The following is a 23,271-nucleotide window of genomic DNA, read 5'->3' as shown; positions in this document are numbered from 1 at the left end:
TTAGGCCGAGAACGTCGGCCTCCACCGGTTCGAGCGTCGCGAGCATGCGCACTGCCTTCCTTCTTCTCGCCCTCCGCTGCCGGAGGCCTTCAGTAGGGTAGGAACCGATGAGCGCCTCCTTGTATTCCCCCGCCCCGCGCGGACGCTGGTCCGCGCCGCTCGCCGCCGGCTCACTGCGTGCGCGACTGCGCGTACCGGGATCCAAGTCGCTCACCAACCGCGAACTCGTGCTCGCAGCGATCGCCGACGCGCCGGGTGTCGTCTCGGCCCCGCTGCATTCGGACGACTCCGCCCGCATGATCGACGCGCTGCGCGCACTCGGCGTCGGCATCGAGGAGCAGCTCGGCACCGGAGGGTTCGGCCCCGATCTGCGGATCACCCCCGCCCCGCTCACCGGCGGCACCACCGTCGACTGCGGCCAGGCCGGCACGGTGATGCGCTTCATCGCGCCGCTCGCGGGTCTCGCTCGCGGCGACGTGCTGCTCACCGCGCACGAGACGGCGCTGCACCGCCCGATGGGCGCCATGATCCACGCACTGCGCGACCTCGGCGTCGACATCGAGGACAACGGCAGCTGGTCTCTGCCGTTCACGATCCGCGGGCGCGGGCACATCCGCGGCGGCCGTGTGGAGATCGACGCGTCCGCATCGAGTCAGTTCGTCTCGGGGCTGCTCCTGGCGGCGCCACGCTTCGACGTGGGTCTGCATCTGGTGCACACCGGCGAGCGGCTGCCCAGCATGCCGCACATCGACATGACGGTGGAGGCGCTGACCCGCCGCGGGATCAAGGTCACCCGCCCTGGTCCCGGCGAATGGATGGTGGAGGGCGGTGTGCCCCGCTCCCGCGAGATCGCGATCGAGCCGGATCTGTCCAACGCCGCCCCGTTCCTCGCGGCGGCGCTCGTCGCCGGCGGCGAGGTCGCGATCGAGGGCTGGCCGACGCGCTCCACCCAGCCCGGCGCCCTGCTGCCCGACCTGCTGGAACGGATCGGCGCCGACGTGCACCGCGCGGACGGCGTGCTCACGGTGCGCGGCACCGGTCGCATCCGCGGCGGCGAGTTCGATCTGTCGGCCGCCGGCGAACTCGCGCCGACGTTCGTGGGTCTCGCCGCTCTGGCGGACGCACCGACCACGATCACCGGAATCGGCCACATCCGGCTGCACGAGACCGACCGGATCGCGGCACTCGCCGGCAACCTCCGTGCCCTCGGCGGCGAGGCCCTGGAGCTCGAGGACGGCATCCGCATCGCTCCTGCGGAACTGCGGGCCGGCACCTGGCCCGCCCACCACGACCACCGCATGGCGACCACGGGCGCCCTCATCGGCCTGCGCGTGCCGGGCGTCGAGGTCGACGAGATCGGGACCACGGCGAAGACCCTGCCCGAGTTCACACAGCTGTGGGAGCGCATGCTCTCCGTCGACGCCTCTGGGAGCACCCCCGCGTGAGCTGGCTGGACGACGACGGCGACGACGAGCTCGACGACTTCGACGAGTCCCAGATCCGGTCGCGCCCGAATCCCAAGGCCAACCGTCCGCGCACCAAACGCCGCCCCGCGCACACCGATGCCGAGATCGGGCGGGTGCTGGGCGTGGATCGCGGTCGGTACGCCGTGCTGATCGGCGAGGGCGGCGACGACGAGCACACGATCACCGCCGCGCGCGCCCGGGAGCTGCGCCGCACGCCCATCGTCACCGGCGACGCAGCCCGCGTCGTCGGCGACGTCACGGGCGAGGAGGGCACTCTGGGCCGGATCGTCGGCATCCTCGAGCGTTCGTCCCTGCTGCGCCGCAGTGCCGATGACACGGACCAGGTGGAGCGCGTCATCGTCGCCAACGCCGACCAGATGCTCATCGTGGTCGCTGCGGCCGACCCCGAACCCCGCGAGCGCCTGGTCGACCGCTATCTGGTGGCCGCGCTCGACGCCGGGATCCGCCCGCTGCTGGTGGTCACCAAGACGGATCTGGCGGATCCGTCCGCGTTCCTGAAGCACGTCGAGGGTCTGGATCTGACCGTCTTCACGAGCGCCCAGGGCGAGATGCCGGTCGACGAGATCGGCCGAGCGCTCATCGGGCACTCCACGGTGTTCGTCGGGCACTCCGGTGTCGGCAAGTCCACGCTCGTGAACGCCCTCGTGCCGGGGGCGGGCCGGGCCACCGGGCATGTGAACGAGGTCACCGGACGAGGCCGGCACACCTCTTCGTCGACGGTGTCGCTGCGCTACCTCGCCCCTGCTCTCGCCCCCGGATCGGACGGCGGCTCCGGCTGGGTCATCGACACCCCGGGCGTGCGCTCCTTCGGCCTGGGGCACGTGGATCCGCAGAACATCCTCGCCGCCTTCACCGAGCTCGCCGCGATCGCGGAGAACTGCCCCCGCGGCTGCACGCACCGCGTCGACGCGGAGGACTGCGCGCTCAACGAGGCCGCCGCGGACGGAGCCCTCGGCGAGGCCGGGCTGGCGCGGCTGGAATCGCTGCAGCGATTGCTGGCGACCTTCGCGGACAAGCTCTGAGCGGATCCGCTCCCGTGCGTGCGGGTAGCCTGGAGAGGTGACCGCACAGCGCCTCGAACCAGGATCCCCCGCCCCCGACTTCACCCTGCAGGACCAGGACGGCGCGTCCGTCTCGCTGCACGACCTGCGCGGCCGCAACGTCATCCTGTACTTCTACCCGGCGGCGATGACCCCGGGCTGCACGACCGAGGCGTGCGACTTCCGCGACAGCCTCGCCTCTCTGCAGGGCGCCGGATACACGGTGCTGGGGGTCTCGCGCGACGATGTGGCCAAGCTCAAGCAGTTCGCGGAGCGCGACGGGCTCTCCTTCCCGCTGCTGAGCGACGCCGACCTCGCCGTGCATCACGCGTACGGGGTGTGGGGCGAGAAGAAGAACTACGGCAAGGTCATCCAGGGCGTGATCCGCTCGACCTTCGTCATCGACGAGGACGGCGTGATCGCGCACGCGCTCTACAACGTCAAGGCCACCGGCCACGTCGCCCGCATCCGCAAGCTCGTGGGCCTCGCCGCGTAGGGCCTCAGTCGTCCTGCTGTTCGGCGTCGGCGCGGCGTGCGTCCAGCCCCGCGCGCCGCGTCAGCAGGAACAGCAGCACCGCGCCGATCGCGCCGGGGATCGTCAGCGCCAGCACGAAGACCACGGGGAACGGGCGCACGGTGAGCGCACTCAGTGCGACCGCGATGGCGAGGATCTGCACCACCATGCCGCCGCTGCGCCCGAACGACCGACCGCGGAGCACGGCGAAGGCCAGTGCCGCGAGCCCGACGGCTCCCACCGCGCTGAGCCCGATCAGTCCGAGAGCGGAGGGCAGGGACGTCGCAGCCCCCGAGCTCAGGCCGAACACCTCCATGAGCGTGACGACGAGCAGCGCCACCGCCTCCAGGGCGAGCACGGCCGCCGCCGCGATGGTGAGTCTCGACGTGCGCATGCGGGCTCCTGAGGGGGTGTCTGGGCGATGGCGTTCGCTCGCGGTTCGCCTCGCGTTCACACGGAGTGCAGAAAATCCTTGATCGTTCGCCTTTCATGTAAGAGAATAGATCACAGCCATGTGCTCCCACAGCGGCGTGGGGCGAGCATCCGCTCGCATCACCGATGGGCGTCGACCCCCCGAACGCCGCCTACGAATTCCGGGCACGCGAGACTCGCGCGCCCATGACATTTCCACACCGAGGAGCCCCCATGGATTGGCGCGACAAGGCCGCCTGCCTCACCGTCGACCCCGAACTGTTCTTCCCCGTCGGGAACACCGGTCCGGCCGTCGATCAGATCGAGAAGGCGAAGGCCGTGTGCGCCCGGTGCACCGTCACCGAGGTCTGCCTGCAGTACGCCCTCGAGTCCAGCCAGGACTCGGGCGTGTGGGGTGGACTCAGCGAGGACGAGCGCCGCGCTCTCAAGCGCCGCGCCGCTCGCGCCCGCCGCGCCGGCTGACCCGCGCCCAGCGGATCCGGCTCAGCCGTTCAGCCTGCAGGTCGAGCCGACTCGCGAGAGGCTGAGTCGGCTCAGCCGTTCACCCAGCGCATCGGAAGGTCGATCGTGACCACGGTGCCCTCGCCGTCCGAACCCTCCCAGACGATCGTGCCGCCGAGTTCGCCCTGGATGAGGGTTCGGATGATCTGCGTGCCCAGGCCCTGACCGATCCGCCCCTCGGGCAGGCCGTGTCCGGTGTCGCTGACGATCACCCGCAGGTTCTCATCGGTGCGCTGCGCCTCGATGGTGACGAGGCCCTCCTGGCCGGCGAGGCCGTGCTCCACGGCGTTGGTGACGACCTCGGTGAGCGCGAGCGCGAGCGGCGTCGCGTACTCGCTCGGCAGCACACCGAACCGTCCCGTCGACTGCGTGCGCGCCCGCGTGTTGGGCGCCGAAGCGACCTCTGCCACGAGCTTCAGCACCCGCGCGAAGACCTCGTCGAAGTCCACCTTCTGCGCGAGACCGCCGGCGAGCGTGTCGTGCACCACGGCGATCGACTCGACACGGCGCATCGCCTGCGTCAGAGCGTCGCGCGCCTCCTCGGAATGCGTGCGACGGGCCTGGATCCGCAGCAGGGACGCGACCGTCTGCAGGTTGTTCTTCACCCGGTGGTGGATCTCGCGGATCGTCGCATCCTTGGTGATGAGCTCCTGCTCCTGGTGACGCAGCTCCGACACGTCGCGGCACAGCACGATCGCGCCGATCCGGGTGCCGTGGTCCTTGAGCGGGATGGCCCGCAGGGAGACGGTGACGCCCCTGGCCTCCACGTCCGTGCGCCACGGGGCGCGCCCGGTGACCACGACCGGCAGCGACTCGTCGACCTGCCGAGAGGGCGGCACGATCCGCGTCGTCACCTCGACCAGCGACTCCCCCTCGAGCTCCTCGTCGAAGCCCATCCGATTGAAGGCGCTCAGTGCGTTCGGGCTGGCGAACGTGACGACGCCGTCGACGTCGATGCGGATGAGGCCGTCCGAGGCGCGCGGGGCCCCGCGACGCGGCGAGGTGGGCGCGGAGAGGTCGGGGAACTCTCCGCCCGAGATCATGCCGAACAGGTCGTCCGCCGCCTCGTTGAACGTGATCTGCTGCCGGGAGGGCGTTCGCGCCTCACCGAGGTTCGTGTGCCGGGTGAGCACGCCGATCGGCCGGGGGCGCTCGCCGTCGGCGGCGCTCTTGCGGCTGCGCACGATCGGCACGGCCCTGACCCTGGTCGGCGTCTCCTCGAACCAGTCGGGGTTCGCCGAGTCGACGATCTCCGCCGTGTCGAAGGCGCCCTGCACCTGGGTGCGCCACTGCGGCCGCACCCGCTCCCCCACGATGTCGCGGTAGAACAGGGTCGCCGCGCCACTCGGGCGGGTGTGCGCGACCGCGATGAAGGATCCGTCGGCCGTCGCGATCCAGATCACGATGTCCGCGGAGGCCAGATCCGCGAGCAACTGCCCGTCGCCGGCGAGACGATGCAGCCATTCGATGTCCTCGTCGGCGAGGCAGCCCTGGGCCTGAGCGAGATCACTGAGTGTCGACACCCTGACAGCCTAGGGCGTATCCCCTCCTCCCACGCGCGGGCGGAGGGCGGTCGAGCCGACCTCAGAGCACGGCCAGCGAGGTCGCCCTCCAGCGTCGGTCCAGCCCCTCCATCCGCACCGCCACGGCCCTGGTCCGCCCGGGGGTCTGCACGATCAGCGTGGCCTCGACGATGCCGTCCGCCGGCGAGGACACATGCGTGGAGAGGACGCGGAAGACCGGCCTGGCCGGTGCGACGCCGCGCGCGCTGCGGGCCCGCGCGGACAGGTTCGCACGGGCCGTCAGCACGAGGAACGCATCCTCGCTGAGCCAACGCGCGAGCTGGTCCGCCTCGCGCACCCCCGCCAGCACCTCGAGGACGCCCCGCGTGAGGCTCTGCAGCAGCGGAGCCGGATCCGGCAGCTCTGCGGTCGGCGTGGGCTGCGGCGCGAAGTCCTCGAGCGTCATCATCGTTGTTCTCCCCCTCGAGATTCGGATGGCGTGACTGGCATTCGAGCACATCTGCGCGCGCCGTGGGTCGTCTGGGCCGAGGAATGTGGATAACCCGTATATCGCCCCGGCCGCGTCCCGTACCCTCGAGCGCATGGAATGGGATCGGCTGTTCGAGGACCTCGAGGATCAGATCGCCTCGGGCTGGGAGGCGGAGCGCGCCGCCCTGGACGCCGAGACGGAGCGACTGCGCATCGCCCGGCTCGATCTGCGCACGCGGCTGGGCGTGCTCGTCGACGAGGGCGGAGCGGTCGCCGCCGTGCTCACCGATTCGACGAGGGTGCGCGGGCGGCTGCGGGCGGTCGGCGCCGATTGGGCGGCCGTGCAGCCGCAGGACGCTCCGGGCCTCGTGCTGCTGCCCGCCCACGCCGTGGAGCTGTGGGCGCTCGACCACGGCGCGCTGCTGAGCAGCGGCGCCACCGCCGAGCCGCTCTCGCCGTTGCGCGAGCGGATGACGTTCGGCTTCGTGGTGCGCGACCTCGCCCGACGCCGCAGCGGCGTGACGCTGCGCACCCGCTCCGGCACGGTGCTCGCGGGCACGATCGATCGGGCCGGCTCCGACCATCTGGACCTGGCGCTGCATGACGCGGGCTCCCCGCGACGCGCGAGAGCGGTCACCGGGTTCCGCATCGTGCCGTTCGCGTCCGTGCTCTCCATCGGCACGGATGCGCTCGCACCCGGGCTGGGCTGACGCGCGCACGACAATCGGGCCCGGGAGACGGGCTCAGACCCCCGGAGAGCGCCCGGTCACTCGCCGAGACGAACGGGAGGGCCCCAGAGCTCGGGAAAGCTCGCCGCGTTCGCCTGCCGCCACAGCGCTCTGCGCCGCGCATCCTCGGCCTGCTCCGCCAGGTAGTCCGTGATCGAGGCCTCCTCGACCCGCCAGGCCGGCGGAGCGCCGATCCGCGCGCCGCGCAGCCGGCCCTGCATGACGAGCTCGACGACCTCATCGACCTGCACGCCGAGAAGCTCGGCCACCTGGGCCGGGGCGAGATAGCGCACTGCAGGCGTGGATGCGTCGGGCATGCACCCATTGTGCTCTGCGCCGGGGTATCCGCGGTGACAGGCGGAGAGCTGTGGATAACTTTCCCGGCACGGATCCGGATTCTGTGACCATGAGCACATGAGCACCGCACGAGCAGCACGTCGGCCCTGGACCGATCTGCGCTTCTTCATCGGCCTCGCCCTGATCGTCGTCTCCGTCGCCGGAGTCTGGCTGATCGTGGGCGCGGCGAAGCAGACCAGTCCTGCCCTCCAGGCCGTGCGCACGATCGTTCCCGGCGAGCCGCTCACCTCCGCCGACGTGCGCGTCGTCGACGTCGTGCTCGGCACGGTGGGCTCCGGCTACCTCACCCCGGGCACCCTCGAGCCCGGTCTGATCGCGACCCGCACGATCGCGGAGGGCGAGCTCGTGCCCTCGACGGCCGCCGCCGACGCCGACCAGGGCCGCACCACCTCGGTGGTCGTGCGCAGCACGGTGCCGGTCCCCGCCTCGATCGTCACGGGCTCCGTGGTCGAGCTGTGGGCGGCCGAGCCGCTCGCCGACAGCAAGGGCTTCGGCGAACCGCGGGTGCTGCTGTCCGAGGCCACCGTCGCCTCGGTCGGCCGCGATGACGGCCCCCTCTCGGCGAAGGCCACCACGCTCGAGCTCGTCGTGAGCCGGGCGAAGGTCGGAGAGGTGCTCACCGCGCTGACCGACGGTTCCTCCCTGTCCGTGGTGCCCCTCGGAGCACGTTCATGACCGGCGTCGTCCTCGCCCTTCCCCCGGAACGCGCCGAGACGCTCGCCGAGGAGCTGGAGCTCGCCGGCGTCACCGTGATCGCACGCATGACCCCGGAGCAGGCGGCCCGACTGGTCGCTCATGCCGAAGAGCTCCGCGATGCCGAGGCGCTGCTGATCCCGGCCGAACGCGGCTGGCTGAGCGCGGCGCTGCGAGGCGCCTGCGACCGCGCGGGCGTGCGGATCCTGACTCTGGGCGACGGTCCGGCCGCCGCCCGGCTCGCCCAGCGGCACGGACTGGCCTCACCCCTCCCCGCGTCCTCGAGCGGGTGGGATGTCGCGGACGCGCTGCGGGCCGACACCGCCGGCACGAACACGGACGAGACCGGCGCGGACGCACTCGGCACCGGGGCGCCGTCGAATCGGCTGATCTGCGTGTGGGGTCCGCACGGCGCCCCCGGGCGCAGCACCCTGGCGGTGCAGCTCGCGGCGCTCCTCGCAGCCCCGGACCGCGGGGTCGCCCTCGTCGACGCCGACACGCACGCGCCGGCGATCGCCCTCATGCTGGGCCTCACCGATGACGGTCCGGGGATCGCCGCGGCCTGCCGCCGCGCCGAGCTCGGGCTGCTCGACGGGGCCGAGCTGAGCCGCCTGTCCAGCCCCGTGGAATCCTCCGGCGGCACCGTCGACGTGCTGGTGGGGATCAACCGTCCCGCGCGCTGGCCCGAACTGTCCGCGACGCGTCTGCAGGCGGCGCTCGACGCCTGCCACGGCTGGAGCGCGGTCACGCTGGTCGATGTCGCGGCCTCGCTCGAGGCCGACGAGGAGATCATCAGCGACCTGGACGGGCCGCGTCGCAATGCCGCGACGCTCACCGCTCTGCGCAGCGCCGACCGCATCGTGGCGGTCGCCGCGGCCGATCCGCTCGGGATCGCCCGGTTCGTGCGGGGCTATGCCGAGCTGCGGGCCGAGATCGGAGACGTGCCGGTCACCGTCGCCGTGAACAAGGTGCGCCCCGGGCCTCTCGGCATCGATGCGCGCGGGCAGATCCGCCGCGCCCTGGACCGCTTCTCGGGCATCCGCGACGTGCACTTCCTGCCGTACGACCAGCGGGCGCTGGACGCCGCGGCCCTGCACGCACGACCGGTGCCGGATGTGTCGGGGCGCTCCGCGTTCACGGCTGCCGCGCGCACCCTCGCGGCAACGCTGCTGCGCGATCCGCAGATTCCCGCGACGCGGCGAGCCCGGCGGCAGCGGACCCCCGCCGAGGTGTGATCAGCGATCGGCGGGGGTCGCCGCTCACTGCCGGTAGCTCGACAGGAAGTTGCCGAGGCGCTCGATCGCCTCGGTGATCACGCGCGGCTCCGGCAGCGTCACCACGCGCAGGTGATCGGGCGTCGTCCAGTTGAAGCCGGTGCCCTGCACGAGCAGGATCCGCTCCGCGACCAGCAGGTCGTAGATGAGCTTGGCGTCGTCATGGATCTCGTGCACGTTCGGATCCAGCTTCGGGAACGCGTACAGCGCCCCTGTGGGCTTGACGCAGCTCACGCCGGGGATCGCGGAGAGTCCCTCCCAGGCGGCGTCGCGCTGGAGGTGCAGGCGTCCGCTCGGCGCGATCAGCGACTCGATCGACTGCACCCCGCCGAGTGCCGCCTGCACCGCGTGCTGCGCCGGCACGTTCGGGCAGAGCCGGGTCGACGCGAGCAGCGTGATCCCCTCGATGAACCCCTTGGCGTGCTGCTGCGGGCCAGTGATGACGAGCCACCCCGACCGGTACCCGGCGACGCGGTAGGTCTTGGACAGTCCGTTGAAGGTCAGGCAGAGCAGATCGGGCGCGAGGGTCGCGGTCGGGATGTGCTGCGCGTCGTCGAAGAGGATCCGGTCGTAGATCTCGTCCGACAACAGCAGCAGGTCGTTCTCCCTCGCGACCTGCACGATGCCCTGCAGCACCTCGCGCGAGTACACCGCGCCCGTGGGGTTGTTCGGGTTGATGATGACGATGGCCTTGGTGCGCGGGGTGACCTTGGAGCGCAGATCCTCCAGATCCGGGTTCCAGCCGTTCTCCTCGTCGCACAGGTAGTGCACCGGGGTGCCGCCGGCGAGGCTGGTCATCGCCGTCCACAGCGGATAGTCCGGGGCGGGGATGAGCACCTCGTCGCCCTCGTCCAGCAGAGCCTGCATGGTCATCGTGATGAGCTCGGAGACGCCGTTGCCGAGGTAGACGTCCTCAGGGTCAACAAGGGGGAAGCCGTCGACCTGCTCGTAGCGGCTGACCACGGCGCGGCGCGCGGAGACGATGCCCTTGCTCTCGCTGTAGCCGTGCGCGGTGGGCAGCGTCGCGAGCATGTCGCGCACGATCTGCTGCGGCGCCTCGAAGCCGAAGACCGCAGGGTTGCCCGTGTTCAGCTTGAGCACCGAGTGGCCTGCCGCCTCCAGCCGAGCCGCCTCGACGAGCGCGTTGCCGCGGATCTCGTACAGGACATTCTTCAGCTTGGACGACTGGTCGAAGGTTCTCGGTGTCATCGGGCAAGATTACCGCCCGCGCGGGGCGGTTCCGTTCACGCGCGGTGCGACGCCTCCTGCGTGCGGATGGCTCCGGTGCGCTGCGCTTCGACGTGCGCGATGCGCTCGCGCCGACTGCTCTCCAGATGCGTGGCGGCGAGTTCCGCGGCTCGGTCGCCGTCGCGGCGCTGGATCGCCTCGAAGAGCTCGACGTGCTCCCCGCTGATGTACTGCAGGTCGTCGTACTGCGAGAGCGCCCAGCGCAGGCGGCTCCCGATCCCCCGCATCATCTCGCTGAGCAGACGGTTCTCCGCGAGCTCGGTGACGGTCTCGTGGAAATCGGCGGCCGCCCGGCGCGAGACGATCTCGTCGCCGACGCGGGCGCTGGACTCCTCCCGATCGAGGGCCTGACGCAGCCGGGCCAGACCCTCGCGTCGGTGGCGCTCGGCCGCCAGACGGAACGCCAGCGGCTCGAGCACAGCGCGGACCTCATCGAGATCCGCCAGGTCCGCGTCCGTGAACTCGCGCACGACCGCCCAGGTGTGCGGACGCAGCTCGACGAGCCCTTCGGCATCGAGCACCTTGAGCGCATCGCGCACCGGCACACGACTCACTCCGAACTCGGCCGCGAGGTCGCGTTCGATCAGGCGGCTGCCCGGGGCGCGTGCGCCGTCGAGGATCGCGTCGCGCAACCACGACGCGATCTTCGTCGACTCGAGCTGTCGTTCATCCTTGCTGGTCACGGCATCATTCTTCCATCGAGCGGTCCGCAACCTGCGATGGCGGCGCGCCGGTCAGACCTTCGCGGGCTCGACCCAGCGGATGCCCTCCTTGAGCGTCGGCACGATCTCGGTGCCGATCTTGCGCGCGAGCAGATCGTCGAGACGGTCGAGCGGACCGATCAGCGCGCGGCCTCCGGCGCGAGCGACGCGGATCGCGGCGTCGATCTTCGGCTGCATCGAGCCCTCGGCGAAGGCCATCGCGGCGACCGCGTCCGCGGAGGCGGTGTGGATGTCGCGCTGCTCCGGAGTGCCCCAGTTCTCGCTCACGTAGTCGCCGTCGGTGAGCATGATCAGGGTGTCGGCGCCGATGTCCGCGGCGAGCGCGGCGCTGGCGAGGTCCTTGTCGACGACCGCCTGCACACCGATGTGACGCCCCTTCGAGTCCTCACGGACCGGTACTCCGCCACCGCCGACGCAGACCGCGAGGCTGCCGGCCTCGAGCAGACGGCGGATCAGCGGCGCCTGCACGATGGACACCGGAACCGGGGAGGGCACCACACGACGGAACGCGTTGCCGTCCTTCGCGATGGTCCAGCGGTACTCGGCGGCGGCCTCGGCGGCGTCGTGCGCGGAGTACTGCGGGCCGATCAGCTTCGTAGGCCGCACGAACGCCGGGTCACTCTCGTCGACGACGGTCGTGGTGATGACTCCGGCCACCTCGCGCTCGCCGCCCAGGGCGTTGGAGAGCTCCTGCTGCACGACGTAGCCGATCATCCCCTGGGTCTCGGCTCCGAGGATGTCCAGCGGGTAGGCCGCGACGTCCTGGTAGGCGAGGTTCTGCAACGCGAGCAGGCCGACCTGAGGACCATTGCCGTGCGTGATGACGACCTCGTTGTCGCGCGCGAACGAGGCGAGCGCCTCGCACGCGGCCTTGACGTTGGCCCGCAGGTATTCGGCTGTCATCGGCTCGCCCCGGCGGGCGAGGGCGTTGCCCCCGAGTGCGACTACGACACGCATCTGGTTCTCCCTAGTGCTGAGGCCGCGGTCGCGACCGGTGGTGATTCAGGAATGGTACTCCATTTCAATCGATGGTATACATTTCCATGAACACTTGACCATCCTCCGCAGTCGTCGCCCTGGCCCCGCGGAGGTGTCGGAGAGAAGACGATGACCCCCGTCGCCACCCCCGTCGCCGTGCGCGCGATCACCTGGGATGCCGCGCTTGAGGAGACGCTCTCGCGCGCCGCCGACCCCGCGCAGACCCGTTCCGTGCTGGCCCGCGTTCGACCGGCGGCCCCCACCGGTTCCGAATCGCGCCATCATGTGCACTCGGTGCACCGTCGCGCGGTGAACCTTCGCATCGCGGACGAGCTCGTCGCCCTCGTCTCGCCGGACCTCGACGACGCCCCCGCCACCGTCCGCGTCCCCGTCGACGACTGGACCGCGCTCCAGGTGGAGCCGGGAGACGACGTGTCGATCGCCCCCGACGGCTTCCGGATCGAGACGAAGAACGGGCCGATCGCGGTGCTGACCGGCCCCGCCGCCCCCTGGACCCCCTCCGACGTCTGCCTGTGCGCGCTGTCCCCGTCGCAGCTGCTGCACGCCGAGGAGATCATCGCGCGCTCGCCCGCTCCCGCCGCGCAGACCGCGTTCGGTCGCGCGGCCTCCGCCCTACTGGCCCAGCTCGGAGAGGCACTCGAAGCGGCGCTGCTGCAGCGGGATCCGGCCGGGATCGCCGACGCCGCGAGCCGGCTGCTCGGGCTCGGCGAGGGCCTCACCCCCTCCGGTGACGATGTCCTCACGGGGCTCGCGTTCGTGAGCGCGCAGCGCGGCATGCGGCTGCGCAGCGCGCTCCCCTCGCTGACCGCCGCACTCGACGACGACGGCGCCGAGCGGACGACCCTGCTGAGCGCCGTCACCATCCGCCACGCGCTGCGCGCCCGCGCTCCGCAGAGCCTGCATGCGCTCGTCCGTGCCGTGCGCGACCGCGACGACGCACGCATCGAGGCCGCGGCCGTGCGTGTCGCGGCCATCGGGCACACCTCGGGCACGGACATGCTGCACGGCGTCCGCCTCGCCCTGCGCACCGAGGCGGCGCTGCGCACCGCCTCCGCACCCGTCCCCGCGACGCCGATGTCCGGGATCGTCCAGAAGGAGCACGTGTGATGACGAAGACCGCAACGGCGGAGAGCAGCACCTCGGAGTTCGAGCACGAACCCGTCCCGCTGAACCATCGAAAGTCGCTCTTCACCGTCTCCGCGGTGTGGTTCGGCTTCCCGATGATCCTCACGAATGCCGTGCCCGGCGGCCTCGTCGTCGCCATGCTCGGATTCTGGCCGGGTGTCGGCGCGATCCTCACCGCGAACGCGATCATGTTCGTCTACGTGAGCCTGCTCAGCTGGCGCGCTGGTCGCACCGGCAAGAGCTTCTCGCTGCAGGCCACGGAGACCTTCGGCACCGCCGGGTACGCGATCGCCTCGGGCTTCCTCGCCACCGTCGTGGTCGGCTGGTTCGCCTTCAACACGGGCGCCACCGGAGCCAGCCTCGGCACCGCATTCGGCTGGAACGAGACCCTGGTCGCGGGCCTCGCCGGACTGGTGTTCATCGCCATCACCTACCTCGGCATCCGCGCGCTCTCGGTGCTCGGATCGATCGCTGCGCCGCTGTTCATCGCGGCCGTCATCATCGCGATCACCATCGCCGCACAGAACCACGACTTCTCGGCCGTGTTCGGCTACAAGGGCGTCGGCGGCGGGGCGATGTCGTTCGGCGTCGCGGTCACCGCGATCATGGCGACATTCGCCGACTCCGGCACGATGACCGCCGACTTCACCCGCTGGGCCCGCAACGGCAAGGAGGCGGTCATGGCCACGGTCACCGCGTTCCCGGTCGCGAGCCTGGTCGCCCAGCTCAGCGGCGCACTGTTCGTCGCCGCGGGCGCGATCGTCGATCCCGCGACGAACGGCGGCAACTTCGCGCCCATCCTCACCAGCACGCACAATCCGCTGCTCGACGTGTTCCTGCTGGTTTTCGTCGTGATCAACCTCGGCTCGGTCTGCACGCACTGCCTCTACAACGGCGCGCTGGGGTGGTCGCACCTGACCCGCTCGAAGATGCGCGTGCTCACCCTGATCCTCGGCGTCATCGGCACCCTCGTCGCCGTGCTCGGCGCGTGGCACTACTTCGTGAACTGGCTCGTCCTGCTAGGCGTGCTGGTGCCCCCGCTCGGCGCCGTCCTCATCGCCGACCAGATCATCCTCGGCGCGCGCAACGCCGACCGTGCCCCGCAGCGCTTCCGCTGGACCGCCCTCGTCGCCTGGGCGATCGGCGCCGGGGCCGCGCTGCTCTCGCACTTCTTCGCCCCGGTGCTGAGCGACGCCGTCGTCGGTCTCGTCGTGGGGTGCCTCGCCTACCTCATCCTCGAGCGGTCCCCTCGCTCGCGGAACACCCTCGCAAAGGAGACGACCCGATGACCGCTTCGAACGGTGCCGACGAACGCTACCTCGCTGCCGCATCCGCCGGCGATCTGGACGGCGTCCGTGCCGCCCTCGCCGACGGCGCGGACAAGGACGCGCAGGACCGCGAGGAGGCGTCGGCGATCCTGCTGGCCGCCCGCGGCCGTCATCTGGATGTCGTGCGCGCGCTCATCGCGGAAGGCGTGGACCTGGATGCCCAGGACCAGACGCAGTCCAACCCGTTCCTGTTCGCGTGCATCAACGACGACCTCGAGCTGGTGACCGTCATGGTCGAGGCCGGTGCCGACCTCAAGCGGCTCACCCGGATGGGCGGCAACGGCCTCACGCCGTCGGCGGAGAAGGGACACCTGGAGGTCGTCCGCTATCTGCTGGAGAACACCCGCATCAACGTCAACCTCACCAACAACCTGGGCTGGACCGCGCTGATCGAGACGATCATCCTCGGCGACGGCGGGCCGGTGCGCCAGCAGATCGTCGAGCTGCTGCTCGCACACGGCGCCAAGCCCGGCATGCCCGACCCGTGGGGCACGTCCCCCGCCGACCTGGCCCGCGAGCGCGGATACGACGAGATCGTCGCCATCCTCGAGCGCCCCCAGGCCTGAGACTCCCGAAAGGAACACGATGACCAGGCACATCGAAATCAGGAAGAACACCTACCTCGACTCGGTCTCGCTCATGTCCATGAGCACCAAGGCGAACGCCGTCGACGGCGTGACCCAGGCACTGCTCGGCATGGCCACGCCGATGAACAAGGAGGTGCTGCTCAACGTCGGCGTCCAGGATCCGGCGATCGACGAGGCCAAGCCAAGCGATCTCATGATCGTCGTCGATGCCTCGGACGACACCATCGAGGCGGCGATCCAGGCGGTCGACGACATCCTCTCACGCAAGAACAAGGGTGCGGCAGGCGCGACCGAGGTGCGCTACCGCACCCTGGACGGTGCGTTCGCCGAGGTCCCCGACAGCAATCTCGTACTCATCTCGGTGAACGGCGCGTTCGCGGCCCGCGAGGCGCGCAAGGCCCTGAACGCCGGCAAGCACGTGATGATCTTCTCCGACAACGTGTCGGTCGAGGACGAGCTGGCCCTCAAGACGCTGGCGCACGAGAAGGGCCTGCTGGTCATGGGGCCGGACTGCGGCACCGCGATCATCAACGGCACCGGCCTCGCCTTCGCGAACGCGGTCCGCCGCGGCTCCATCGGCATCGTCGGCGCGTCGGGCACCGGCAGCCAGGAGCTGAGCGTGCGGATCCACGACTTCGGCGGCGGCGTCTCGCAGCTGATCGGCACGGGCGGACGCGACCTCAGCACCGAGATCGGCGGCATCTCCATGATCGACGGCATCACGGCCCTCGATGCGGATCCGGAGACAGCAGTGATCGTCGTCGTCTCCAAGCCCCCGGCCGAGGACGTCGCCGACAAGGTGCTCGCCGCGGCCGGCGCCGCGTCCAAGCCCGTCGTGGTCACCTTCCTGGGTTCCACGCGCACCGAGAGCGGCTACGACAACGTCACCCTCGTCGCCGGCACCAAGCCGACCGCGATCGCGGCGGTCGTCGCGAGCGGCATCGACGAGTCCACGCTCGACAAGCACCCGCTGAACCTCCCCCTGATCGAGGAGGTGCGCGCCAAGCTCGCCCCCGAGCAGACCTACGTGCGCGGTCTGTTCTGCGGCGGCACGCTGTGCGACGAGGCGATGTTCGCGGCCCTCGCGACCTACGACAACGTGTACTCCAACATCCAGAAGGATCCGGCGCGCGTCATCGGCGCGATGGACGCGTCCCGCGAGCACACCTTCCTCGACATGGGCGACGACGACTTCACCAACGGCCGTCCGCACCCGATGATCGACCCGACGCTGCGCCTGCAGCGCCTGGTCCAGGAGGCCGACGACCCCACCGTGGGCGTCATCGCGATGGACTTCATCCTCGGATTCGGCTCGCACGAGGACCCGGTGGGCGTGACCGTCCCCGCGATCCAGGAGGCCAAGGCCAAGGCCGCCGCGCGCGGGCAGCACCTCGAGATCCTCGGCTACGTGCTCGGCACCGACCTGGACACCCCGGCCATCGCCGACCAGGTCGCGAAGCTCGAGGCGGCCGGCGTGACCATCGCCTCCTCCTCCACCAACCTCGGGCTGCTGGCCCGCGAATTCGTCGCGAAGGGTGACAACTGATGAGCGTCAACGAACTTTTCGGATCCGCGCTGAAGCCGGTCAACCTCGGCCTCGACATGTTCGCTGAGGACCTCGCGGCGCAGGGCGTGAGTCCCGTGCTGATGGACTGGACCCCGCCCGGCGGCGGCGACCCCGAGGTCATCGCCGCGCTCAGCCGACTCGAGGACCCGACCGTCGCCGCGAAGATCGACGCCGCCAACCAGGAGGCGCTGAGCCGGATCCTGTCGGCCCAGCCGTTCCTGGAGGGCTTCGGCCAGGCGATCGACGTCGTCCCGGGGATGACCGCGAAGACGATCCTGCACGCCGGTCCGCCGATCGAGTTCACGCGTATGTCCGGCCCCATGAAGGGCGCCGTGACCGGTGCGCTGGTGTTCGAGGGACTCGCCGCGGATCTCGACGAGGCGTTCGAACTCGCCGCCTCCGGCGAGATCACGTTCTCGCCCTGCCACGAGCACCAGTCGGTCGGCTCGATGGCGGGCGTCACGAGCGCCAGCATGTGGGTGCACCAGGTGCGCAACCGCACGCACGGCAACCTCGCCTTCACGAACCTCTCGGAGCAGCTGTCCAAGATCCTCCGCTTCGGCGCCAACGACCAGTCGGTCATCGACCGCCTGAACTGGATGCGCGACGTGTTCGGCCCCGTACTCTCGGGCGCGATGAGGCTCAACACCGACGGGATCGACCTGCGCCTCATGCTCTCCCAGGCGCTGCACATGGGCGATGAGGCGCACAACCGCAACGTGGCGGGCACCACGCTGCTGATCCAGGCACTCGCGCCCTACATCCTCGAGACGGACTTCACCACCACCGAGAAGCGCGAGGTCTTCGACTTCGTCGCGTCGTCGGACTACTTCTCCGGTCCGACCTGGATGGTCACCGCGAAGGCGTCGCTGGACGCGGCGAACGGCATCGAGAACTCCACGGTGGTGACCACGATGGCGCGCAACGGCGTCGACTTCGGCATCCGCGTGTCCGGCACCGGCGGCCAGTGGTTCACCGGACCCGCGCAGCAGGTCATCGGCCCGATGTTCGCCGGCTACACCCCGGCCGACTCCGGGCTGGACATGGGCGACTCCGCGATCACCGAGACGTTCGGCATCGGCGGCTTCGCGATGGCTGCCGCCCCCGCGATCGTCGCCCTCGTCGGCGGCACGGTGGACGAGGCCATGGGCTACTCGCGCACGATGAACGCGATCACGACCGGCAATAACCCGAACGTGACGATCCCGGCGCTCGACTTCATGGGCGTGCCCACCGGCATCGATGTGCGCAAGGTCATGGAGACCGGCATCCTGCCGATCATCAACACCGCGATCGCGCACAAGGATCCGGGCATCGGCATGATCGGCGCGGGCATCACGCACCCGCCGGTCGAGGCGTTCCAGCAGGCGCTCGTCGCACTCGCCGACCGCATCGCCTGACCCCCGACAGCCGGTGCGGGCGCCCGATCCGCCCGCACCGGCCACCAACGCCGGCGTCCTCACGCCGGCGACGCTGATCCGCCTCCAGCGCCGCTTCTGCTCCTCCCGCACGGCGCCGCGCACCGTGCCGACAGAAATGGATGACGATGTCCACACCCCCCATCGACCCCACCCTGGTGGATCCCGGCGCCGACCGCATCGCGGAGTACTCGAGGCGCGGCTACGCCGATGACGTGCTGCCGATCCGCCCGCAGGATCGCACGTGGAAGACCGCGCAGTTCATCACCGTGTGGATGGGCCCGATCCACAACATCCTGTCGTACTTCACCGTCGTGGGCTTCTTCGCCCTCGGGCTGTCGGCGTGGCAGGTCGTCGCCGCGATCATGACCTCGGCGGTGATCGTCTCGATCGGCTACATCCTGAACGGCCAGGCGGCGGCGAAGTACGGCGTGCCGTTCGCGATGCAGCTCCGCGAGGCCTTCGGTCACAAGGGCGCGCTGCTGCCCACCTGGATCCGCGGGATCATCGCGGGCGTCGTGTTCTTCGGCCTCACCATGGTCTCGTCCGCGAAGGCCTTCGACGTGGTGTTCACGACGATCTTCCCCGGCTACATGGACATCGGCGGTGGGGCGGACCTCCTCGGCCTGCCCATTCCGACCGCGATCTCGTACCTGGTCACCTGGGCGATCACGGTGGCGCTGTTCCTCGGCGGGCAGAGGTTCCTGGGCCGGTTCAGCACCTGGGCCAACCCCGCGGTGTTCGTCCTCGTCGTCATCGCCGTCGTGCTGGCCGTGGTCAATGCGGGCGGCTTCGGCCAGGTCTTCGCCTTCCAGGCGGTGCACACCGCCGTGACGCCGCTGATCTTCATCAGCTGCGTCTCCGCCCTCGTGTCGAACTGGGCGGGACCGATCGTGAACACGGGCGACTACACCCGCAACGCCACCTCGATGAAGGCGCCGGCCGTCGGATTCCCGATCGGCGTGATCGGCTCGTACATCCTGTTCACGCTGGTGACCGTGTCGTTCATGGCCTCACTGCAGGTCGCGACCCGCGGCGCGTTCGACATCAACAGTCCGGGTGTGTTCGTGCAGGCGATCAACTCGATCGGCAATCCGTTCGTGGTCGTTCTGCTCATCCTCGCGATGAACATCGGCGCGATCGCGTTCTGCGTGTTCGGCAACATGCTGCCCGCGGGCCTGCAGCTCACCGCGCAGATGCCGAAGGTCTTCACGGTCAAGCGCGCCGCCGTGCTCTCCGCGATCCTCGGCACGCTCATCCTGCCGTGGGTGTTCCTGGAGAACACCGACGTGCTCTTCCTGTTCTACTCGTTCATCGGATCCATGTTCGGTCCGATCGCCGGCATCATGCTCGCCTCCTATTTCATCGAGAGCCGCAAGACGCTCGATCTCGACGGCATCTACGCCGATTACAAGGGCGGCCAGAAGGGTTCCCTGCCGGCCTACAACTGGCGCGCGGTGGGCCTGCTGATCGTGAGCTTCGTCATCACGATGTCGGGGACGGTCCTCACGAACGTGGACTTCCTGGTGCAGGTCAAGAACCTCGCGTTCTTCGCCGGCCTGTTCATCGGATTCGTCGGATACGCCGTGCTCACCCTGGCCGCACGCCGACGCGGCTGAACCGCAACGAAGGAGACATCATGACCCCCGCCACTCCCCCGGCCGACGTGCTGGACAGCTACTTCGCCCCTGCGGTCGAGGTCACTCTCGAAGGTCTGCGCGCGGGCGACGGCGGCCCCTTCGGCGCCACGCTCGTGGATCCCTCCGGCGAGATCGTCGTCGCGGTCGGAAACACCGTGCTGCGCGAGACGGACATCTCCGGGCACGCCGAGATGGTCGCCGTGCGCGAGGCGTGCCGGAAGCTGGACACCCTGGATCTGTCGGGCCACGTGATGTACGCGACGTGCGAGCCCTGCCCGATGTGCGTCGCCGTGATGATGTGGGCGGGGATCACGACCTGCTTCTACGCGTCGACCCACGAGGACGCCGGAGACAACGGCTTCAGCGATGTGCACCTGAGGCGCTACCTCGACGGGAGCGACACCTCGACGCTCGACATGATCCACCTCGACAGCGGCCGTGAGGACTGCGCTTCGATCTGGACCGAGTTCCAGCGGCGGAACGTCTGACCGTCACCGACGAAGGAGGCCGGCACCCCCTACGGGTGCCGGCCTCCTTCGTGTGCGCCGGTGTTCGGCGGGACTACTTCTTCTTGCCCTGGGCGCGACGCTCGGCGCGGTTCACCGGAGCCGCCTGAGCGCCCTCGACGCGCTGCCCGAAGGCGCCGCGTGCGGCGGGCTCGGCGGGTTCCTCGTTCTCGGACTGGGCGCGCGCGGCCGCCTGGCGCAGGCGATCAGTGGCCGCCTGCTGCACCTGACCGCGGTCGTTGCGGACCTCGACGTCGCCCGCATCATTGGGCGCGGAGTACTCCAGGCGCTGGTCGCCCGCCGACTCGGCGAGCCCCTTGGCCTCGACCTCGGTGATGCCCTCCTCGCCGGCCTGGCGCACCTCGACCTCGAGGTTGTAGAGGTAGCCGACCGACTCCTCCTTGATCTGGCCCATCATGGCCTGGAACATCGAGTAGCCCTCGCGCTGGTACTCGACCAGCGGATCGCGCTGCGCCATCGCGCGCAGGCCGATGCCGTCCTTCAGGTAGTCCATCTCGTAGAGGTGGTCACGCCAGCGGCGGTCCAGCACCTGCAGCACCACGCGACGCTCCAGCTCGCGGGTCGCCGCATCTCCGAGCGACGTCTCGCGCGTCTCGTACGCGACCATGGCGTCCGAGACGAGCTCGCGCTTGAGCCCGTCCGCCGTGATCCCGCCCTTGCGCCCGCCGGCCTCGGCGACGACCTCGTCGATCGTGACGTCGACCGGGTACAGCGTCTTCAGCTCGGTCCACAGGCTGTCGAAGTCCCAGCTCTCGGTGTGCCCCACGCCGGTGTGGTCGTCGACGATCGCGCCGATCGCGTCCTCCACGAAGTGCTTCACCCGGTCGGCGATGTCGTCGCCCTCGAGGATGTGCCGGCGGTCGGTGTAGATCGCCTCGCGCTGACGGTTGAGGACGTCGTCGTACTTGAGGACGTTCTTGCGCATCTCGGCGTTGCGCGCCTCGACCTGGCTCTGCGCGCTGCGGATCGCGCGGGTCACCAGGCCCGACTCGATCGGCATGTCCTCGGGGAAGTTGGTGCGGGCGAGGATCGCCTCGGCGGCGCCCTGCTGGAACAGCCGCATGAGGTCGTCGGTGAGGCTGAGGTAGAACCGGCTCTCGCCGGGGTCGCCCTGGCGACCGGAACGGCCGCGCAGCTGGTTGTCGATACGGCGCGACTCATGCCGCTCGGTCCCCAGCACGTACAGGCCGCCCGCGTCGACGACCTTCGAGCCCTCGACCTCGACCTTGGCCTTCATGGCCTCGTAGGTCTCGTCCCAGGCCTGCTCGTACTCCTCCGGCGTCTCGACCGGATCCAGACCGCGGGACTTCAGTTCCTGCACCGCGAGGAACTCCGCGTTGCCGCCGAGCATGATGTCGGTGCCACGGCCCGCCATGTTGGTGGCGACGGTGACGGCGCCGAGCCGGCCGGCGCGGGCGACGATCTCGGCCTCGCGGGCGTGGTTCTTCGCGTTCAGGACCTCGTGCTTGATGCCCTTCTTGCTGAGCAGCCGGGAGAGGTACTCGCTCTTCTCGACGCTGACGGTGCCGACCAGCACCGGCTGTCCGTTCTCGTGCCGCACCGCGATGTCCTCGACGACCTGCGCGAACTTGGCCGTCTCGTTCTTGTAGACGAGGTCGGCCTTGTCCTGGCGGATCATCGGCCGGTTGGTGGGGATCGGCACGACGCCGAGCTTGTACGTGGACATGAACTCGGCGGCCTCGGTGTCGGCCGTTCCGGTCATGCCCGCGAGCTTGTCGTACAGGCGGAAGTAGTTCTGCAGCGTGACGGTGGCGAGGGTCTGGTTCTCGGCCTTGACCGGAACCGCTTCCTTGGCCTCGATGGCCTGGTGGATGCCCTCGTTGTAGCGGCGTCCGACCAGGATGCGCCCGGTGTGCTCGTCGACGATCATGACCTCGTCGTTCATCACGACGTAGTCGGTGTCGCGCTTGAACAGCGCGAGCGCCTTGATCGAGTTGTTCAGGAACGAGATCAGCGGAGTGTTGGCCGACTCGTAGAGGTTGTCGATGCCGAGGTAGTCCTCGACCTTCTCGATACCGGGCTCGAGCACGCCCACGGTGCGCTTCTTCTCGTCGACCTCGTAGTCCTCACCAGGCTCGAGCGTGCGCGCGATCTTCGCGAACTCCGCGAACCAGCGGTTGGCCTCGCCCGACGACGGGCCGGAGATGATCAGCGGCGTGCGCGCCTCATCGATGAGGATCGAGTCGACCTCGTCGACGATGGCGAAGAAGTGGCCGCGCTGGACGAGGTCCTCCTTGCGCCAGGCCATGTTGTCGCGCAGGTAGTCGAAGCCGAACTCGTTGTTCGTGCCGTAGGTGATGTCGGCGTTGTACTGCTCGCGGCGCACCTCGGGGGTCTGCCCCGAGACGATCACGCCGGTGGTCATGCCGAGCGCGCGGTAGACGCGCCCCATGAGCTCGGACTGATACGACGCGAGGAAGTCGTTCACGGTGATGACGTGCACGCCCTGGCCGGCGATGGCGTTCAGGTAGGACGGGAAGGTCGCCACCAGCGTCTTGCCCTCACCGGTCTTCATCTCGGCGATGTTGCCCTCGTGCAGCGCGGCGCCGCCCATGATCTGGACGTCATAGGCGCGCATGCCGAGCGTGCGCTTGGCCGCCTCGCGGACAGCGGCGAAGGCCTCGGGCATGAGCTGGTCGAGCGTCTCGCCCTTCTCGAACCGCGCGCGCAGCTCCGCGGTCTCATTGCGGAGGTCCTCGTCGCTGAGCTTCGCGAAGTCGTCCTCGAGCGCGTTCACGGCCTTGACGACGCCGTTCAGGCGGCGCAGGATCCGTCCCTCGCCCGCGCGCAGCAGCTTCTCAAGAGGATTCGCCACGGATTCCATCTCCCTAGGGGTCTGTGCCCGATCTTCTCGGGCACCGCGCGCGTCGCGCGCACGGCATACGCACCCATGTTACCGGGCCGTGACTTGTCGATCCCCTGGGCGGGACCGGGACTCGTCGAAGCGGTTGCCGGACGCCCGCGCCGACCCCGGATCCGGCTGTCCGGCTGCCCGGCAGAAGGACGACGGGAACGACCGGGTCGGGATTCCGGACTCAGCGGATCCGATTCCCGCGCGGGATCGGAGCGGCG

Annotated in this window: 22 protein-coding genes; 14 read left to right on the top strand and 8 right to left on the bottom strand. The window is 70.1% G+C overall.

Translation table 11 applies throughout. From position 1 onward, the window contains the following. The first annotated feature begins 107 nt into the window (after window positions 1–107). The 3 genes from aroA to bcp are packed head-to-tail and all read left to right on the top strand — an operon-like array spanning window position 108 to window position 3,023. On the top strand, window positions 108–1,445 hold the full coding sequence (aroA, locus tag LXM50_RS07205; RefSeq protein ID WP_233310624.1) for a 3-phosphoshikimate 1-carboxyvinyltransferase: 1,338 nt from the start codon (window positions 108–110) through the stop codon (window positions 1,443–1,445). Then, a complete protein-coding gene (gene rsgA, locus LXM50_RS07200) occupies window positions 1,442–2,509 on the top strand; it encodes a ribosome small subunit-dependent GTPase A (protein ID WP_233310623.1) in 1,068 nt (355 codons plus the stop codon). The genes aroA and rsgA overlap by 4 nt, the downstream gene beginning before the upstream one ends. Window positions 2,510–2,546: 37 nt before the next feature. Then, window positions 2,547–3,023, top strand: a complete 477-nt coding sequence (gene bcp, locus LXM50_RS07195; RefSeq protein WP_233310622.1) for a thioredoxin-dependent thiol peroxidase — start codon at window positions 2,547–2,549, stop codon at window positions 3,021–3,023. Between the two features lie 4 nt (window positions 3,024–3,027). Here the strand turns inward: bcp and LXM50_RS07190 are convergent, their stop codons facing one another. Continuing rightward, complete coding sequence (locus LXM50_RS07190) at window positions 3,028–3,435, bottom strand: hypothetical protein (protein ID WP_233310621.1); 408 nt, start codon at window positions 3,433–3,435, stop codon at window positions 3,028–3,030. 251 nt (window positions 3,436–3,686) lie between these two features. Here LXM50_RS07190 and LXM50_RS07185 point away from each other — a divergent pair, with 251 nt between their 5' ends. After that, on the top strand, window positions 3,687–3,935 hold the full coding sequence (locus tag LXM50_RS07185; protein ID WP_045249333.1) for a WhiB family transcriptional regulator: 249 nt from the start codon (window positions 3,687–3,689) through the stop codon (window positions 3,933–3,935). A gap of 71 nt (window positions 3,936–4,006) precedes the next feature. On the opposite strand, the gene LXM50_RS07180 is transcribed toward LXM50_RS07185, so the two are convergent. Both LXM50_RS07180 and LXM50_RS07175 read right to left on the bottom strand, forming a co-directional pair. Continuing rightward, window positions 4,007–5,497 (bottom strand): sensor histidine kinase, encoded by a 1,491-nt coding sequence (locus LXM50_RS07180; protein ID WP_233310620.1) that lies wholly within the window; start codon window positions 5,495–5,497, stop codon window positions 4,007–4,009. Window positions 5,498–5,558: 61 nt separating this feature from the next. Continuing rightward, entirely contained in the window at window positions 5,559–5,942 is a 384-nt protein-coding gene (locus LXM50_RS07175) for an Rv3235 family protein (RefSeq protein WP_374107815.1), read from the bottom strand. 136 nt (window positions 5,943–6,078) lie between these two features. On the opposite strand from LXM50_RS07175, the gene LXM50_RS07170 reads away from it, so the two are divergent. Next, on the top strand, window positions 6,079–6,675 hold the full coding sequence (locus tag LXM50_RS07170; RefSeq protein WP_233310618.1) for a hypothetical protein: 597 nt from the start codon (window positions 6,079–6,081) through the stop codon (window positions 6,673–6,675). A gap of 56 nt (window positions 6,676–6,731) precedes the next feature. Here the strand turns inward: LXM50_RS07170 and LXM50_RS07165 are convergent, their stop codons facing one another. Further along, the gene (locus tag LXM50_RS07165; protein ID WP_233310617.1) at window positions 6,732–7,010 is read right to left on the bottom strand and encodes a helix-turn-helix domain-containing protein; all 279 of its coding nucleotides are present in this window, start codon (window positions 7,008–7,010) and stop codon (window positions 6,732–6,734) included. A 97-nt stretch (window positions 7,011–7,107) separates the two neighbouring features. On the opposite strand from LXM50_RS07165, the gene LXM50_RS07160 reads away from it, so the two are divergent. Next, window positions 7,108–7,725 carry an SAF domain-containing protein gene (locus tag LXM50_RS07160; protein ID WP_233310616.1) on the top strand — a complete coding sequence of 206 codons (618 nt, stop codon included), beginning with the start codon at window positions 7,108–7,110 and terminating at the stop codon, window positions 7,723–7,725. Continuing rightward, the gene (locus tag LXM50_RS07155; RefSeq protein ID WP_233310615.1) at window positions 7,722–8,978 is read left to right on the top strand and encodes a P-loop NTPase; all 1,257 of its coding nucleotides are present in this window, start codon (window positions 7,722–7,724) and stop codon (window positions 8,976–8,978) included. The genes LXM50_RS07160 and LXM50_RS07155 overlap by 4 nt, the downstream gene beginning before the upstream one ends. A gap of 24 nt (window positions 8,979–9,002) precedes the next feature. Here the strand turns inward: LXM50_RS07155 and LXM50_RS07150 are convergent, their stop codons facing one another. From LXM50_RS07150 to LXM50_RS07140, 3 genes are read right to left on the bottom strand one after another with little or no spacing between them, the layout of a single operon-like run. Then, window positions 9,003–10,226, bottom strand: a complete 1,224-nt coding sequence (locus LXM50_RS07150) for a pyridoxal phosphate-dependent aminotransferase (RefSeq protein WP_233310614.1) — start codon at window positions 10,224–10,226, stop codon at window positions 9,003–9,005. Window positions 10,227–10,261: 35 nt separating this feature from the next. Next, complete coding sequence (locus LXM50_RS07145) at window positions 10,262–10,948, bottom strand: GntR family transcriptional regulator (protein ID WP_233310613.1); 687 nt, start codon at window positions 10,946–10,948, stop codon at window positions 10,262–10,264. Between the two features lie 51 nt (window positions 10,949–10,999). Further along, window positions 11,000–11,944 (bottom strand): carbamate kinase, encoded by a 945-nt coding sequence (locus tag LXM50_RS07140; protein WP_233310612.1) that lies wholly within the window; start codon window positions 11,942–11,944, stop codon window positions 11,000–11,002. Window positions 11,945–12,094: 150 nt separating this feature from the next. On the opposite strand from LXM50_RS07140, the gene LXM50_RS07135 reads away from it, so the two are divergent. From LXM50_RS07135 to LXM50_RS07105, 7 genes are all read left to right on the top strand, one after another. Then, complete coding sequence (locus LXM50_RS07135) at window positions 12,095–13,093, top strand: DUF2877 domain-containing protein (protein ID WP_233310611.1); 999 nt, start codon at window positions 12,095–12,097, stop codon at window positions 13,091–13,093. Continuing rightward, complete coding sequence (locus LXM50_RS07130; protein ID WP_233310610.1) at window positions 13,093–14,400, top strand: cytosine permease; 1,308 nt, start codon at window positions 13,093–13,095, stop codon at window positions 14,398–14,400. Before LXM50_RS07135 ends, LXM50_RS07130 begins: the two co-directional genes overlap by 1 nt. After that, window positions 14,397–15,005 carry an ankyrin repeat domain-containing protein gene (locus tag LXM50_RS07125; protein ID WP_233310609.1) on the top strand — a complete coding sequence of 203 codons (609 nt, stop codon included), beginning with the start codon at window positions 14,397–14,399 and terminating at the stop codon, window positions 15,003–15,005. Before LXM50_RS07130 ends, LXM50_RS07125 begins: the two co-directional genes overlap by 4 nt. 19 nt (window positions 15,006–15,024) lie before the next feature. After that, complete coding sequence (gene fdrA / locus LXM50_RS07120; protein ID WP_233310608.1) at window positions 15,025–16,572, top strand: acyl-CoA synthetase FdrA; 1,548 nt, start codon at window positions 15,025–15,027, stop codon at window positions 16,570–16,572. Beyond that, entirely contained in the window at window positions 16,572–17,993 is a 1,422-nt protein-coding gene (locus tag LXM50_RS07115; protein ID WP_233310607.1) for a DUF1116 domain-containing protein, read from the top strand. Before fdrA ends, LXM50_RS07115 begins: the two co-directional genes overlap by 1 nt. A 146-nt stretch (window positions 17,994–18,139) precedes the next feature. Beyond that, complete coding sequence (locus tag LXM50_RS07110) at window positions 18,140–19,630, top strand: cytosine permease (protein WP_233310606.1); 1,491 nt, start codon at window positions 18,140–18,142, stop codon at window positions 19,628–19,630. Window positions 19,631–19,650: 20 nt separating this feature from the next. Beyond that, on the top strand, window positions 19,651–20,139 hold the full coding sequence (locus tag LXM50_RS07105) for a nucleoside deaminase (RefSeq protein ID WP_233310605.1): 489 nt from the start codon (window positions 19,651–19,653) through the stop codon (window positions 20,137–20,139). Window positions 20,140–20,212: 73 nt separating this feature from the next. On the opposite strand, the gene secA is transcribed toward LXM50_RS07105, so the two are convergent. Further along, entirely contained in the window at window positions 20,213–23,014 is a 2,802-nt protein-coding gene (secA, locus tag LXM50_RS07100) for a preprotein translocase subunit SecA (RefSeq protein WP_233310604.1), read from the bottom strand. Between the last annotated feature and the right edge of the window lie 257 nt (window positions 23,015–23,271).

It is taken from the genome of Microbacterium sp. Au-Mic1, from assembly GCF_021341785.1.
GTDB lineage: Bacteria > Actinomycetota > Actinomycetes > Actinomycetales > Microbacteriaceae > Microbacterium.
The sequence above is the reverse complement of the archived record's forward strand: the minus strand, read 5'-3'. Positions and strand labels throughout refer to the sequence as shown.